The organism is uncultured Boseongicola sp. (assembly GCF_937988555.1).
In the GTDB taxonomy this organism is placed as follows: Bacteria; Pseudomonadota; Alphaproteobacteria; order Rhodobacterales; family Rhodobacteraceae; genus Boseongicola.
This window is the reverse complement of record NZ_CALJXO010000285.1, coordinates 1-15,432: the sequence shown is the minus strand read 5'-3', so window position 1 is coordinate 15,432 and position 15,432 is coordinate 1. Positions and strand designations below refer to the sequence as shown.

General features: G+C 55.3%; 12 protein-coding genes, 2 tRNA genes and 1 pseudogene. 4 read left to right on the top strand and 11 right to left on the bottom strand.

Annotated features, from left to right (window positions below; genetic code table 11):
• Positions 1-446 precede the first annotated feature (446 nt).
• From Q1B15_RS16950 to Q1B15_RS16940, 3 genes are read right to left on the bottom strand one after another with little or no spacing between them, the layout of a single operon-like run.
• The gene (locus Q1B15_RS16950; RefSeq protein WP_299755863.1) at positions 447-908 is read right to left on the bottom strand and encodes a DUF2948 family protein; all 462 of its coding nucleotides are present in this window, start codon (positions 906-908) and stop codon (positions 447-449) included.
• A complete protein-coding gene (murA, locus tag Q1B15_RS16945; protein ID WP_299755861.1) occupies positions 908-2,173 on the bottom strand; it encodes a UDP-N-acetylglucosamine 1-carboxyvinyltransferase in 1,266 nt (421 codons plus the stop codon). Before murA ends, Q1B15_RS16950 begins: the two co-directional genes overlap by 1 nt.
• 3 nt (positions 2,174-2,176) lie before the next feature.
• Positions 2,177-2,359 (bottom strand): hypothetical protein, encoded by a 183-nt coding sequence (locus Q1B15_RS16940; RefSeq protein ID WP_299755859.1) that lies wholly within the window; start codon positions 2,357-2,359, stop codon positions 2,177-2,179.
• Between the two features lie 86 nt (positions 2,360-2,445).
• Between Q1B15_RS16940 and Q1B15_RS16935 the strand changes: the two genes are divergently transcribed.
• Positions 2,446-2,520 (top strand) — tRNA-Thr (locus tag Q1B15_RS16935).
• A 303-nt stretch (positions 2,521-2,823) separates the two neighbouring features.
• On the opposite strand, the gene parA is transcribed toward Q1B15_RS16935, so the two are convergent.
• On the bottom strand, positions 2,824-3,465 hold the full coding sequence (gene parA, locus Q1B15_RS16930; protein WP_299755857.1) for a ParA family partition ATPase: 642 nt from the start codon (positions 3,463-3,465) through the stop codon (positions 2,824-2,826).
• A 1,103-nt stretch (positions 3,466-4,568) separates the two neighbouring features.
• Between parA and Q1B15_RS16925 the strand changes: the two genes are divergently transcribed.
• Positions 4,569-4,892, top strand: a complete 324-nt coding sequence (locus tag Q1B15_RS16925; RefSeq protein WP_299755854.1) for an H-NS family nucleoid-associated regulatory protein — start codon at positions 4,569-4,571, stop codon at positions 4,890-4,892.
• 566 nt (positions 4,893-5,458) lie between these two features.
• Here Q1B15_RS16925 and Q1B15_RS16920 read toward each other — a convergent pair.
• Positions 5,459-5,788, bottom strand: a complete 330-nt coding sequence (locus Q1B15_RS16920; protein WP_299755851.1) for a GYD domain-containing protein — start codon at positions 5,786-5,788, stop codon at positions 5,459-5,461.
• A gap of 462 nt (positions 5,789-6,250) precedes the next feature.
• Here Q1B15_RS16920 and Q1B15_RS16915 point away from each other — a divergent pair, with 462 nt between their 5' ends.
• A complete protein-coding gene (locus Q1B15_RS16915) occupies positions 6,251-6,904 on the top strand; it encodes an FHA domain-containing protein (RefSeq protein ID WP_299755849.1) in 654 nt (217 codons plus the stop codon).
• Positions 6,905-7,590: 686 nt separating this feature from the next.
• Here Q1B15_RS16915 and uxuA read toward each other — a convergent pair.
• Positions 7,591-8,744, bottom strand: a pseudogene (gene uxuA / locus Q1B15_RS16910) (mannonate dehydratase).
• A gap of 271 nt (positions 8,745-9,015) precedes the next feature.
• The gene (locus Q1B15_RS16905) at positions 9,016-9,612 is read right to left on the bottom strand and encodes an HD domain-containing protein (RefSeq protein WP_299755847.1); all 597 of its coding nucleotides are present in this window, start codon (positions 9,610-9,612) and stop codon (positions 9,016-9,018) included.
• A 255-nt stretch (positions 9,613-9,867) separates the two neighbouring features.
• On the opposite strand from Q1B15_RS16905, the gene Q1B15_RS16900 reads away from it, so the two are divergent.
• Positions 9,868-10,737, top strand: a complete 870-nt coding sequence (locus Q1B15_RS16900; RefSeq protein WP_299755845.1) for an NHL repeat-containing protein — start codon at positions 9,868-9,870, stop codon at positions 10,735-10,737.
• A gap of 1 nt (position 10,738) precedes the next feature.
• Here the strand turns inward: Q1B15_RS16900 and Q1B15_RS16895 are convergent, their stop codons facing one another.
• The 4 genes from Q1B15_RS16895 to Q1B15_RS16880 all read right to left on the bottom strand — a co-directional run bounded on the left by Q1B15_RS16895 (position 10,739) and on the right by Q1B15_RS16880 (position 15,029).
• The gene (locus tag Q1B15_RS16895) at positions 10,739-10,942 is read right to left on the bottom strand and encodes a hypothetical protein (RefSeq protein ID WP_299755843.1); all 204 of its coding nucleotides are present in this window, start codon (positions 10,940-10,942) and stop codon (positions 10,739-10,741) included.
• A gap of 120 nt (positions 10,943-11,062) precedes the next feature.
• Positions 11,063-12,958, bottom strand: coding sequence for an acyl-CoA synthetase (locus Q1B15_RS16890; protein ID WP_299755841.1), 1,896 nt, complete (start codon positions 12,956-12,958; stop codon positions 11,063-11,065).
• A 110-nt stretch (positions 12,959-13,068) separates the two neighbouring features.
• A complete protein-coding gene (locus tag Q1B15_RS16885; RefSeq protein ID WP_299755839.1) occupies positions 13,069-14,862 on the bottom strand; it encodes an ABC transporter transmembrane domain-containing protein in 1,794 nt (597 codons plus the stop codon).
• 92 nt (positions 14,863-14,954) lie between these two features.
• Positions 14,955-15,029: transfer RNA gene (locus Q1B15_RS16880), tRNA-Gly, on the bottom strand.
• Between the last annotated feature and the right edge of the window lie 403 nt (positions 15,030-15,432).

Genomic DNA, 15,432 nt, shown 5'->3' with positions numbered 1-15,432 from the left:
CTGGCCTCAGTCCGTCTGTGGATCGAGTTTTATGAGTCCGCTGCCTAGGTACAAAAGCAAAGCCGCTCGTAAAACCGCACAGCCCGCGCATTTCCCGATTGCGCCGCCAATTCGGCCTGCAACAGCCCCTTAGCGCGCGTGCACAAGCACATGATCCATGATATCGCCCGCTATCCCCGAACCGCGCCGCTCGGGCATCACGAAGACCATGCCCAAAGATGCGCTATCCGCGCCCGGGCGTGGCGCGCCAGCCCGGCCAAAACCACAGGCGTCTCACCCTAGAACCTTGCAAAACTCGGTGATCCTGTCAGATATCCGCGCCAGCCGTCATCCGACAAAGCCGCCCATTCCGCATGGGTCGACGCGTAATCCTCGGGGTCCATTTCCAACGAAAGTGAGCCGCAGGAATTTGAACTCTTCAAGGTCCGAAACGGCCAGCCGCCGGATCATCCTTCCGGATGCCCCGGCACCTTGCCCGACGGCGCCAAATAGGGCCGCGTCACATCCGTTAGCGTCACTTCCAACGCCTCAACCTCAACCCGGATCGCGCCATCACCCGCCAGCGTCAACACACAGGCCCCTGTACCGTCCTCACCCGGCTCCCAAGCCAGCGTCAGCAACGACAACACCGTGTCGCCGTCGCCCCGCTCAACACCTTGCGAGGCCACCTTTGTCGCATCTTCAATCGTCAGAACCGATTGCACTCGCTCGGGCGCTCGCCGGTCTTCCCAGCGAAACCGGTTCAACAACAGCGCAAACCGCCGCCCGCGACGGTCCCACGTCATCTCCGAGCCCGGAAAAACCGCGTCCTGCACCAGAGATGCAATCACCGGCAGCTCTTCGGCCTCCAAAGCCTTCAGCCGAAGCGCTTTCTCGCCACCATCCTCAAACCGTGCATCTTTCACCATCAGTCTGTCACCCGTGCTATCCGCGCGCCAACAGCGCTCAGCTTTTCCTCGACATGCTCGTAGCCGCGATCAAGATGATAGACCCGGCTCACCACAGTCTCGCCCTCGGCCGCAAGCCCCGCCAAAATCAGCGAGACCGACGCGCGCAAGTCCGTCGCCATCACCCGCGCACCGCGCATCTGCGCGACGCCTGTAACCGTCGCGGTACCGCCATGTACCTCGATATTCGCACCCATCCGCATCAGTTCAGGCGCATGCATAAACCGATTCTCGAAAATCGTCTCTTCCAGATGCGAAACACCCTCCGCCGTGCAAAGCAAAGCCATCATCTGCGCCTGCAAATCCGTCGGAAATCCGGGGAACGGCGCCGTCGCCACATCCACCGCCGATACCCGACCGTTCTTTCGGGCAACTTTCAGGCCACGCGGCGTTTCCTCAACCGAAATGCCAGCCGCATCCAGACGCTCGCAAAACGCCTCAACCAGCGAGATTTTACCGCCCAGACATTCAACCTCACCTCCGCAAATCGCAGGCGCCAACATATACGTTCCAAGCTCGATCCGGTCCGTCACCACAGGATGCGTCGCACCCCCAAGTCGATCCACACCCTGAATTTCAATCCGCGCCGTGCCCGCACCCGAAATCTGCGCGCCCATTTTCACCAGACACGCCGCCAGATCGACAATCTCCGGCTCGCGCGCGGCGTTCTCAATCACGGTGGTGCCCTTGGCCAAAGTCGCCGCCATCATCACGTTCTCGGTCGCGCCCACAGAGGCAAACCGCAAAGGCACAATCGCCCCCTTCAGCCCGCCATTGGTCGTGGCATGAAGATAGCCGTCCCTCAGCTCGATCTCAGCCCCCATCAGCTCCAAAGCCGAGATGTGAATATCCATCGGGCGTGCGCCAATCGCACAGCCACCGGGCAAGGATACAATCGCATGCCCCTCGCGCGCCAGAAGTGGTCCTAAAACCAAATTCGAAGCCCGCATTTTCCGCACAATATCGTAATCCGCCGTCGTATTCATCGGCCCCGCCGACGACATCGCAATCACGCGCCCGTCCTGCAAATCCGACACTTCCGACCCCAACGACTGCAATAGCGTTGTCATCGTCTTGATGTCCGACAAGCGCGGCGCGTTCATCAACGTTAACGGCTCCTCGGTCAGCAAGGTCGCCGGCATCAGCGTAAGACACGCGTTCTTCGCCCCTGCAATTGGTATTTCTCCGCAAAGCTCTGCTCCGCCTGTGACCACTATCGAATCCATCGCTCAGCCTGCCTTATCGTTGTTCGCGCGCCCTGTTTCGGTCGCTGCGTCCTCGGTCTCCACCTCGCTACGTGCCCGCGTCTGAGCCTTCCTGCGCTGCAGGTTCACTTTCAACGCCGCCTTCAGCCGCGCCTCGCGCGCGTCGTTAGCGTTCGTTAGCTTTTCGAGGGGAATTTTTCTGCCCATAGAGCCTCTCTACCCCAGCCGTCAAATAGCGTCCAGATTGCGCTTGCGTGAAAGGTGAATTGCCGCTATCCCGGCGCCCGTTCTAGGCTGCTGTAGCTCAGAGGTAGAGCACTCCCTTGGTAAGGGAGAGGTCGAGAGTTCGATTCTCTCCAGCAGCACCAGAATCTCCAAATACAATAAATAATTTCAGACATTTATGCGGAATTCTATAGTTTAAAATCACCCTCTCGTCCACCCAGTGGCGTTCATTTAGTGCTTGGCAGCTTAATATAACTATTCCGTACATTATCAAAAAATGTCCATTGCCGCCGATGCCCTCGGCAACGAGAAAGAGACTAACTCCCCCTTCATCTTTAAGTGATTGCCAGGACTATGCCCAAGCCGTGTCCGACGCACGACACCTTGCCTGTTCGCTTGATTGGTATGACTTCTAGGAGCGTCTCTGAGACGTGGAGCAGGGTCTATTAGTTATCCAAAAGCGATGCGGTTACCTCATCTGCCAAAGCCATCACTTCCAAAGCAGCAATGCTATTTTTTTTTGCTTCAACTACACCAAGCCCCAGTCCCAGTGCTTCCGCAAAAATTACGCGGCTGCCAAGGGTAGATTTAAGCACTTTCGCGTCAAACTCATGTACAGCATCTGCGACTTCTGCGCCTAGCCGTGTGTCCGACCGTGTTCGATTCATAACGATATGGGCGCCCTTCCCGACTCTGTCGGCCAAGTCCAAAACATCCTGAGTTGCCCAAAGATCGACATGGCTGGCAGACAATGGAACAAGAATAAGGTCAGCGGCCCTAAGCGCAGGGCGCAAGTCGCTATCTGCCTTTGGTGGAGTGTCAACGATAATAAAGTCGACGACCTTGCTCAGAGAACGCAATTCATAAGAAATCCCCCAAGCAGTCGCGGTCGAAAATTTGAGGTTGGGGTTTTCGCTAAATTTCTCAATGCGCATCATAAACCACTTGCCGAGACTTCCTTGCGGGTCCGTATCCAGAAGAGCGACGCTTTTCCCTTTTGAGAGGAATGCAGTTGCGAGATTTACGGCAACAGTTGTTTTCCCGGAACCACCCTTCTGCTGAGCAATGACAATGATCTGGCCTGACATGATTTCATCCTAAAGAATCAAAATTCTGCGGTGCAGCATAGAGCATCTGATAGAGAGAAGCTAATTTGTGGCCATAAGGCTCCGAACTAGCACCATCGCTTTAGTTGTATCGCCCTTCATGCAGCGCTCCGGCTGTTTTGCTGAGAATTGAACCCAACCTCCGCGCGGTCATCATCTGCTTGGTCAGCGGACCGTGCGTGTTGTTTGGATGTGCTGCCCCCGACGGCCCGCCACCTAAAGCGTCGTGCAGGCGGCAGACGGTCCAACTTTGCTTAGACGAGCACTTACACCACTCTCCTGTGCGCTTGGTTTTGCATGACACCTCGTGCATTTCTCAGGCGCTGAACAAGGTCTATGGGATTAACTTTTGGTTTTCCATTACCCCCTCCCTCGCGACTAACCGAACTGCCAATGGCCTGCCCACCCCTTGTTTTGGAAGACAGGAATACCTATTTGATTGACGTGGGCATGAAAGTTTTCGGGACTGCGCCTGCGTAAACGCCGCTCATGTTTTATCGATGGAGGAGCGCAGCTTGTGCTGTTCCCTATCTTGAATAGGAGCGAGCCAAAGTGCTCGGAATTTTGACGGATAGCCCCACGCTTGGGAGCTAAAATCTGACGATTTGAATCGTGTATTCGCCCAAATTACACCGACGCTTTAATTTTTTAAGGAGAGTAATCATGTTGAACAGACACAACTTATTTGGCGAGCCCAAAGTCGAAACGAAGGCAAGCAAAACCAATAGTATTGCAATGGGTATTGTAGAATCTGATAGAATTGCGCGAGTCGAAAAGACGCGAAGGCTCCGTGCGGCTAGGGCCGAGCGAGACGCGTCCGAAAAAGCCCCGTCGGAGGTCATCCCAGAAAAAACCTCTCGTAGAAACGGAAGCCCAATATCAGTGGCGGCGTGACCCGTTGTTTGCGGTCCGCGTGAGCACTATTTGCTGCTGAATCGACAGGAAGAACCGGGAAAAGCCAATACACTGAGGCATTCAGCACTCGACCAGAGCGGTTTTATGGGGCTTCATATTTTAATAGTCTTGAAGTTTCGAGGTATCGGTATCTAAGTCAGCCGGATGCTTTATCAGATTGGAAACATGAGATGACCAAAGAACTCACAAATATGACCGTGGACGAACTCAGAGGCCATGCGAAGGAAGTGGCAAAGGAAATTGCTCGTAGAGAGGGCGAAAGGCTTTCACAAGCTCGACAAGCCATAGAAAAAAAGGCTCGGGAATTCGGAACTTCCATCGAAGAACTTTTTGGCAAAAAGTCGAAGCCGAAGTCGAGCCCGACACCAAAGGCCCCTAAGAAAGTGCTGTATATTGATGACAGCGGCAAGGAATGGGGTAGAGCCAAGTCTGGCTGGACCGAAGCTCAAAAGAAGAAATACAAATCCAAAATTGAGAAAAATCTAGGCTCCTAAACCCACCATTTAGACCGAGAAAACTGCTCTAGGAAACTGGCCAAGACACGCGCGTTGGCCATCTCTCGCGACCGCCCGCCATGTTTCCGCTGTGGGTGCGACGGACCGGCCTCTTATGTCGGCCACCCGCACCGTCAAAGCGGCAGACGCTCCAACCCTGTACCGCAGGACACTTGCGGCGCTCGCCAGTGTGCTTGGGCCTTTGCGTGGCATCTAGGCGCGTTTTTGAGCCTATGAACGGTGTCTATGGGGTTAGCGTCGATTTTCATCTTCAACCCTCCCTTGTGGCTTACTGACTCAACAACCGCCTGGACCTCCTTTCAGATCCTATCCAAGGCCAACTTTGATCGATCAGTCGCAAAGTCCCACATAGCGGACATTAGACCAACCCTGATTGATAAACCTGCCCCAAGCAGGGAATGGTTGGTATTGGTTTTCCGTTTCTGAACCGAAGGCGCGGACCAAAACGGCTCTGACGGGTTTTGACTAACAGGTCGATGAACTGCTAAATGACAGCGGGTAGGTTAATCCCGTACACCGGAGTTTGCGGCCGGTGAGGAACGCCGCTAGCCCGCCGGTTTAAATTTTGCCGCTATTTGCCCGGCTTTCTTCTGCGCATTGAGGAATTGCTCGCTGGTGAACGCTTGCACTGTCTTCAGGTTTGATACGGTACCTGTTGCGCCGGCCACAATTAGAGCGGACATCAAGCCCTCCGCGTCTTCCGTTTCAATGACCATCGAAAAGTCAGTTTCGCCCGTCGTCACTAGAAAAGAAACCATCTTACCACCTGCAGCCTCAACAAGCGGGCGCACGGCAGCCTCACGGTTACTCGGAGCCGCCAATAGTCCCTTGATAGCGTCAGATGTGTAGCACCCTGTCACAATGTACATTGCCATAAAGATTTCCCCCCAACTTATTTTGCAATTTCGACGCCCTGCAGAAACTGGGCCGACATATGACTCTAACACGCCGAACTTCTTTTACCTAGGGCATCCCCAAGGGCTCAACTGTTGGATTTGATTTTAATCATTACCCAAAGGCCGGCGCGCCGCCCGACGCCGTCCGGATGAAGGGCCTAGGCTTCGGGTCACAGGCCATGGCGATCTTGGCGCTTTTTCTAGCCGAGATTGCTTTCACCTAGTCGCGTTCGCGGCACAATTGCGCGATCTGTTGAAACCGCCCCTGATAGAAGGCATTTGACTAACCCGCTGATGCGCGTGCTCCATAGTTGCCAACTTACCACGAACGACGACCGTCCAGACCAATGCCTCGGTTTCGGCAAATTTCTCCTTCAGCAATTGAGAACTGGTGCGCGCGAACACAACAGCACCGACAATTTAAAGACGGAGAATGTGCTAATGATTGGAAGAATATTTGGCCGGAAAGAGCCTGGTGGCCGCATCAATGGCGTCGATAAGCCAATCGTGCATCAATCTGTGCCAGACGAGGTTCTAAACAAGCCAGCCGAGGATGCGCCACCGGCAGATATGTCATGGATGGACTCCACTCCCATTCCCCAAAAGGCGACTCAACCTCAGCCCGAGGTTGTCGAAACCGTTTCTGAGTCTCAGCCGGAAGCCCAGGAAGTGGCTGGGCAGGCGTGGGACGCAGGCAGCGATACAGGCACAGAGACACCCAAAAACGCCGCGGCCAATCCCCCTACAGAGGACCGCGTTAAGTACCCTCACGGATGGCTTGTTGTCGTGGAAGGAGCGGGAGTTGGCGAATGGTTCGTGCTTGAAGGCGGCGTTTCTCATATCGGTCGTGAAGAGGGGCAGACAGTGCGGTTGGACTATGGAGATTCCTCGATTGCACCGGTTCGCCACGCCGAACTTACATACAATGAGAAATTTCATGTCTTCGAATTGGGAGACGGGGGGCAAAGCGCAGTGCGTCTTAATGGAACTGTCCCAAGGTTGCCGGCCAAACTTCGCGATGGAGATGTAATAAGCGTTGGGGAGACCAGTTTGCGCCTTGTAGGCCTGTGCACCCCCAATTTTAACTGGAACTAACTGCCGCTCCCTGACATCGCTTAGCAGGGAGTGGTAAGTAATAGTGTTCCGTTTCAGAACCGAAGAGGCGCCTATGACGACGGGCTAGAGCAATCTCAGGCGCCGGGTTTCGCAGGCGGACGGAGTAAGCCGCGCGCCCAATGAACTGCGCCGTTTATCGACATTCTTGGCGCAGATTAATTTTGCTAGAGCGTGTCTGACGGGAGTGTCCTGAGCTCTGTGTCTAACCAGATCAGATTCAGAATTCCGTTGAGCGATTATCCATGATTCCTATGTTTGTAGGCAGATAAGGAGGCCATTTATGAGCAAATCAAATCCACTTGAGTTGGGCCAACGGGTTATCGCTTTTGTCGAGGAAGGCAACATGCGTCGTGAAACACCAAGGTGTAGGGATTCAATGCCCTCCAGAAACACCAAAGTTCTTTCGTAAAACGAAGGGCCAACACCACATCCCCTAAGAAAAAGGCAGCAGTCGTTTCGCAGAAACCAGAAGAGCCAAGGCCCGTTAGAAACGAAAGACCAACTCCGCTCGAAATGAGCGCCCTAAAAAACGCCCCAAACATCTCTCATCGAAATACCAAGTATGATCACAAGCGACGCGATCACTGCATACCACCAGAAATTACCCATTCCATCGCTCCATCAAACTCCGATTCTCCTACAACTATATCCACTTTAGCCGCGCTTCAAAGCGCCGCCCGGCCCTGCAGTCCCGCAATTACCCCTCGCAACTCTGCCAAACCGCGAAGCCGCCCGACAAGCGGATAACCAGGCACAGCCCCCGCCCCGATATCGCTCAACAACCCATGCCCGTGATCGGGGCGAAACGGGATCGACACACCGCGCGCGGCTTCTGCCTCAAACAATGTTGCCAGCAAAGCCACCATATCGGTGGCGCCCTCCAGATGGGCTGCCTCCTCAAACGACCGGTCCGCCTCCCGCCGCACATTGCACAAATGCGCAAAATGCACTCTGTCGCCAAAGCGCGCCGCCATGGCTGGCACATCATTTGCAGGATTTGCTCCCAAAGACCCCGAACACAATGTCAGCCCGTTCGCAGGCGCCTCCAAAGCCCCCAAGACCCATGCGATATCATCCGCATCCGCCAAAAGACGCGGCAACCCGATAATATCGCGCGGAGGATCATCGGGATGCACACACATCTTCACCCCAAGCTCTGCCGCCGTCGGGATCACCTCCTCCAGAAATCGCTTGAAATGCGCCCACATCACATCGCGCGTCACACCGTCATAGGCCGCGACAGCCCGCTTCAATCCGGCAATGTCGTATCGATCAAACGCCCCCGGCAGCCCCGACATGATCGCCGCCAAAAGCGCGGCGCGCTCGTCGTCCGTCGCACGCTGAAACCACGCATCCCTCGCCGCAACAGCCTCAGGTGTATAATCGTCGCGCGCGGCCTCGCGGCCCAGCATATGCACCTCAAACGCCGCCATCTTCGGCGCCGAAAACCGCAAACACGTGCCGCCCCGTGCGACAGGCGCGGTCAGATCCGTACGCGTCCAGTCCAATACCGGCATAAAGTTGTAGCAGGTCGTATGAATGCCCTCAGTCGCCAGATTGGCCATGGATTGTCGGTAGTTCGCAAAATACGCTGAAAGATCGCCCTCGCCGTGTTTGATCGCTCCATGCACGGGCAGGCTTTCCACGAAAACCCTGCTGCCGCGATGATGTCTCGATGAAAGGCAATCGCCTCGCGCGGCCAGACCTCGCCATATGGAATGTCGTGAAGCGCAGAAACGATCCCCGCCGCGCCGGTCTGCGCAACCTCAGCACGCGAGATCGGATCGTGCCAACCACACCAACGCCAAGTCTCTTTCATCGCAGCTCCCCGTCGTGTCTGCATCTTCCCTCTTCGCACGCCCGATAAATCGGAAAGGGAAAATTCTTTTCCAATTATTCTCAATATCTTAAATCGCAAAGCTCATGTGTTAATCCACCGCACGGACCATTAACCAAGCATTTTTTGATGCGAACGCCTGCACCGAAGCAATACCGACGTTACACCGGATTTTATTTTTAAGAGCGATTTCCGTTACTTACCATGATAACTAACAACTGCCTGCGCAGTGTCGGTTTTATTTTTCCACCGCTTAAGGTATCCCGGTTACAACCCCGTCCCGCAAAACTTGCGCATCATAGGCCTTGCGCACAAAAACCTCCCGCACCATCGGCTCAAAATACGCCAGCGGCTTTGTCACGTAATCGGGATCAAATGATGCTTGATCCCATCGCTCACAAAACGTAGCGCAGGCGTCGAAACAGGGGTGATCCTTGAACTGATCCCGCGCGTTTTCGTCCCAACCATAGTGATGAGCGTAATAAATCTGCTGGAAAATCCCGTGATGCTCGACCACCCAAGCCACCTCCCAGCGCACGAAAGGACGGATCACCTCAGCCGAAAATCTGTCGTGATTCTGGGGGGCGAGCCCGTCGCCTATGTCATGCAACAGTGTGCCCACTACCCAATCGAGGTCCGCTCCATCCCCTTCGGCGCGGGTTGCAGATTGCAACCCATGATCCAAGCGCGTGATCTGATACCCTTCGATTGACGCCTCGCCTTGACGGCGCAATTCGGCAAGTATCCGGTCTGCAGTGCCAGCCTGGTACTTCGCCTCAGAGGTCGCCAGCAGCTCGTAATCTTCGCGCGTGCCGTGCTTCATCTCAGTGAACGAAACTGATTTGGTCATGGGCTTCCTTTCGATAATTCTTCAACGACACGCCAAATCGACCGACTTTGCAACGAATTTTAAAGACTTATGCGCAAAATTAGGCGGGACTTCTCACAGTTGCCCCGTCGTGAAAACGCGCTGACGGCACCGAGCGGTCACAAGTGTCAGGCGAATGTCCCCGCCCAGCACTTGGGGCCGCCTGGCCATTTGGCGTATACAAGCCGCCTGAAATCTCCGCACCACACCCCGCGTCATGCGTGCTACGCTTTGCATATGCTCCGTTATCTCGCTCTTCTTGCCATCCTTGCCTCTCCGGCCTTTGCTCAGTCCTTCGGCCCCGGCCCCTTTGCCAGCTTTGATTTGGCCTCCGAGCCCATTCTCGGAGACCCGCATGACCTGACGATTGGTCCGGACAACCGGCTTTACGTTGCCGACAAACTGAATGCACGGATTGCAGTCTTTGACCCGGAAACTCTTGAATTAATTGAAGGAATGGGGGCAGGACTTCTCCCCGGAGTGCGGGATATTTCCTTTGGTCCAAACGGAGAAGTCGCCCTCGCTGTCAGCGGCGCAAGTGCCGTCGCCGTCTACGACAACATCGCCGCGCTAAATGAGCCGCCCGACATTGGGGTGCGCGCCTCGAACACAGAAGGCGCGCTTTACCACTCATCAGGGCGCATCTTCGCCATGGCCAGCGGCGTCGGCGCGCTTGTTGCCTTTGACAATCTAGAGCCAGTGGACGGCGTCGAGGGTCACCTTGGTGCACATGACGTGGCCGAAGCACTCGATGGCAGCATCTGGGTTGCAGACAATCGACTTCGCCGTGTGGTCCGCTATTCGCAAGAGCTTGAATTAATGCAGGTAATTGACGCTGACAAATTTAACCTCGTTGGCCCGCGTTATCTCGATGTCACCGAAACAGGTCTTCTGGTCGTTGCCGATCAAGACGCGCACCGTATCCTTCTGATCGACCCAGAAGGTCCGGAAGGCGGGACGTTGCTTGGTGTTTTGGGGGATGGTCGACCAGGGATCGGTCCGGGCAAATTCGACGATCCAGAAGGCGTTGCGGTAAGTGGAAACCATTATTTCATTAGTGATTCAGACAATAATCGGATCGTCAGGTATTCGGTCTTCCTGAACTGACTTAACGGTGCGGTAAAAGCATCGGGTCCTGTTCGACTGTGCTTTGCCCTTCGTCAAACATCATGGCGCTGACAAGGGCCGCCAGTAGAACCGCAGACCCGCCGCCAACATAGGCCAGCGCGATCATCGCGAAACCTGCGCCGCCGAAAAAAGCCGCAATCGCGGCCGCCACTCCCAGTCCAAAACCAACGACGACATATCCCATACCAAATCCCTCGATCCCTTAATACGAAAAGGATCAACAAACTTTCTGGCCCAAATGAGGCAAAAGTCGCATCAATTGTGGCGATAATTAGGCTTGTTAGTAAATGTGAAGCGAAAGATCCTAAACTTCCCAATCCCAGGCAACCGCAAATTCGCCCAGGATTTCCGACACCTTCGCATCATCCGCATCACCCGTTCGCGCGATCCTGGCGACCAGTCCGCGCCTCTTGTCTTCCACGACAGCGCTCACATGCGCGTCCTGCCCGGCCGCCTTTAGCGACGCATCGAATATCCGCGTGATCGCGCGACGCCGCAGGTCCGGCTTAAACACTTTACCAACGGCCGTCTTCGGTAACTCTTCAAGTATTTCAATATGCTTTGGATAGGCCGCGCGCTCTGGAATGCGCTCCACTGCATAATCATAAAGCTCTTTCTCGCTCACCGTCGCGCCACCAACCAACTCGACATAGACGGCCGGTAATTCACCCGAATGCGCGTCCGGCTGTCCGATTGCACCCGCCATCGCAACAGCCTCGTGGCCGGCCAAAGCCTCTTCTATTTCGGCCGGATCAATATTATGTCCACCTCGAATAATCAGGTCCTTAGCCCGCCCCGTAATCCAAAGATATCCATCTTCATCAAGCCGGCCGAGATCGCCCGTGCGCAAATAAGTTTTGCCCGCAAAGTCATGGTATAGCTCGTGGTTCTTCTCGAATTCGGTATAGGTCCCGTGCGCGACTACCCCAGGATTCGACACACAAATCTCACCAATCTCATCCGTTCCGCTTTCGCGAACACCGTCAGAGGTCGCCACTAATATCCGGACTTCCGTGTAGGGAAACGGAATACCAACAGAGCCAACTTTCTTCACACCACCAATCGGATTGCAGGCCACAAGGCAAGTGGCCTCCGTCAGCCCATACCCTTCGATAATCTCAACGCCCGATGCCTTTTCAAACCGCTTGTAAAGCTCGACTGGCAGGGGCGAAGATCCCGAAAACGCCGTTTTCACAGAGGAAATATCGGCATCAACAGGACGCTGCATCAACGCAGAAAGCGCCGTTGGAACTGTGATGATAAATGTCACGTTCCACCTTTCGATCAGCTTCCAGAAGTTGTCAAAAACTCCGTCGCCACGATACCCCTGCGGCGTCGGAAACACCACATGCGCGCCCGACGCCACCATCGACATCAAAATAACATGGCAGGCAAAAACATGGAACAAGGGCAGCGGGCAAATCACCACGCTTTCTTCGTCAAACAGCAACTCGTTGCCCAGCCAGCCATTGTAAATCATACCCGAGAATTTGTGCTGCGCCACCTTCGGCATTCCGGTCGTTCCACCAGTGTGGAAATAGGCACAGACCCGGTCCTGTATCGCGTCAGAAAAATCTAATGTCGTGTTCTGTTTCACCAACTCTGTATTGAAATCTAGCACCTTGGCGGAATGAGCCACAGGACTCTTCGGCCGGACAAGCGGCACGATCCACGACTTTGGCGGTGTCAGATAGCGGTTCAGATCGACCTCAAGCACTGTCTGAACATTGGGCGCAAGACGCACAGCCTCGGCCGCTTTTTGGGCCACATCAGACTTCGGGAACGGCTTCAGCGTCACCAGCACTTTGGCGTTGGTTTCTCGCAGGACTGCACCAATTTGGCCGGCCTCAAGCAGTGGATTGATCGGGTTCGAAATCCCCGCAACCGTGCCACCTAAGAGTGTGATCACAGTCTCGTTTGCGTTGGGAAGAAGATAGGCCACTACATCGGTTTCCCCGACCCCAAGCTTGCGGAACAAATTCGCGGCCTGCGTGACCTTGGCATGCAACTGTGACCAGGTCAGCGTTTCCGTCTTGTCCTTTGGACCCGAAAAAATCTGATAGGAAACCGCATTGCGCGCACCGCACTTCTGCGTTGTCTGCGACAACATCCCGTAGACGGTGGTCGGAAGCCCGCGCGCTTCCCAGACCATCGCGGTCTCTATCGCGTCGCGATCCGCAATCGACGTAAAGTCGCTCATTGTCGTTCCTCCCATTCTTCGACGGGCTTTGCCCGTTCTTTAAAGGATTTGTTGACAATTATCATGCAAACCACAAGCCAACGCAGCCCGACAACGCTGCGTCACCCGCTTTATTCGGCCGCAAGGCCGTCAGTAAACTGCAATCGCGCCAGCCGCGCATAAAGCCCACCCTCGGCCACAAGCGCGTTGTGCGAGCCCTCGGCGACGATACGCCCCTGATCAAATACAAGGATGCGATCGGCCTTTTTCACAGTTGCCAAACGGTGCGCCACAACAAGCGTTGTGCGCCCCTCGGCAAGCCTGTCCACCGCGTCCTGCACCGCCCGTTCGCTTTCGGCGTCTAAAGCGCTTGTTGCCTCGTCCAACAGCAAGATCGGCGCATCCCGCAAGATCGCCCGCGCCAGCGCGATCCGCTGCTTTTGCCCACCAGACAACATCACGCCCCGCTCCCCAACATAGCTGTCATACCCATCGGGCAGGGCCGTCAGAAAATCATGGGCCGCAGCAGCCTGTCCGGCGGCCACGATCTCGGCGTCGGTCGCGTCCGGGCGCCCGAACCGGATGTTCTCGCGCGCTGTATTCGCAAAGATAACCGGGTCTTGAGGAACAAGCGCCATCGAACGGCGGAACTCAGCGCGCGCAATGTCGCGAAGCTCATGCCCGTCTATCAGAATACGCCCTTGGCTTGGATCGTAAAACCGCAGAAGCAGTTGAATAACCGTTGATTTACCGGCACCTGAAGGGCCAACCAAAGCGACAGTTTCACCTGACTCAATTCGAAAGCTAACACCGTCAAGCGCGGCAGTTTCAGGCCGCGCTGGGTAGCGGAACGTCACATTTTCAAACGCCACAGCCCCCTCAATCCGGTCCGGCAAGATGACCGGGCTGGCGATATCCTGCACCGTATCTTCCGCCTCAAGCAACTCGACCAAGCGCTCAGTTGCGCCAGCCGCGCGCTGCAATTCGCCCCAGATTTCGGACAGCGCTCCGACCGATCCCGCGACCATCACCGCATAGATCACGAACTGCACCAATTCGCCGGTCGAAAGGACGCCCTGGCGCACATCATGCGCCCCGCTCCACAGCACACCCACAACACCGAAAAAAGCCAGCGAGATCACGATCACCGTCATGATCGCCCGTGTCAGGATCCGCTTTCTTGCAACCACAAAAGACTTTTCGGTGATCTCGGCAAATGCCGCGCGACTTGGTTGTTCGTGGGTAAAAGCCTGCACCGTTTGCACAGACAGCAACGTTTCCGACGCAGTACCGGACGAGTTTGCAATCCAGTCCTGGTTTTCACGGCTGAGACTGCGTAGCCGTCGGCCCAAAAATACGATCGGCACAATAATTGCGGGCACCGATAACATCACGATCCCGGCAAGTTTCGGGGCGGTGAACACCAAAAGCGCCAAGCCTCCGATCAGTGTCAGCAAGTTACGCAATGCAATCGACACAGAGGATCCGATCACGCTTTGGATCAGGGTTGTATCGGTCGTGATGCGGCTGAGAACTTCGCCGGTCATCAGGCGTTCGTAAAAGGCGGGGCTCATCGAGACCATCCGGTTGAACACAGCCACCCGAATATCTGCCACCACACGTTCGCCAAGCCGCGACACAAGATAATACCGAAGCCCCGACCCCAAAGCGAGCAGCGCGGCAACCCCCAATGCTGCACCGAAATAGCTGTCCAGCAGGTCGGTCTCAGAAGACTCAAACCCGTCCACGACCCGCCGCACCGCCAATGGCAAAACAAGTGAGATCATCGCGGTCAGGAAAAGGGCGGCACCTGCCGCAGCAAGCATCCGTTTATATGGCAACACAAACGGCCAGAGCGCGCTAAGAGCGCGGACATTGCGCGATTTTGCGCGGTCTTCGGGGTTTACATCAGATGCATCGGTCATGGTGTTAAACTGACTTAAACCGGGACCCAAACAAGCCGCAAGCCGACTTTACGCACAATCGCGATAATTCGATAACCTTGGTGTGAAAAGGTTGGAGCGGGCGGCGGGAATCGAACCCGCATCTTCAGTTTGGAAAACTGAGGTCTTAACCATTACACAACGCCCGCTCAACAAAAATCACTCCTATTTCATGGGTGTTTGGAGGTCAAGCCACATGATTATGCCTTTTGATTTGGAGCTTCTACTTCCTGCTCTAAAAATGAAAATCGGCTTCTCGCACCTTGCCTTTGCCGGGAACAGGAAATGAGCTGCTTGCGGCCCAAATCGGTCGTCGATCACCGGATCAACATGCTACGGTGCAGCCCGTCTTAGCGGACACTTGGCATGTCGCAGCATTCATGCGGCTTGGGCTTTGATTGCCATTTAGGTGTTCCATCCCGGACGATCACATAGACCCTCGCCGCTCTGCGTTTTTCATGGCAAGATCGGTTTTAGGTGACATCCGGGAGGGCGTTTAATGCTGATCCATCGTAACTCCCAAGCACCCTAGGAATATCGGATTTTGGGTTG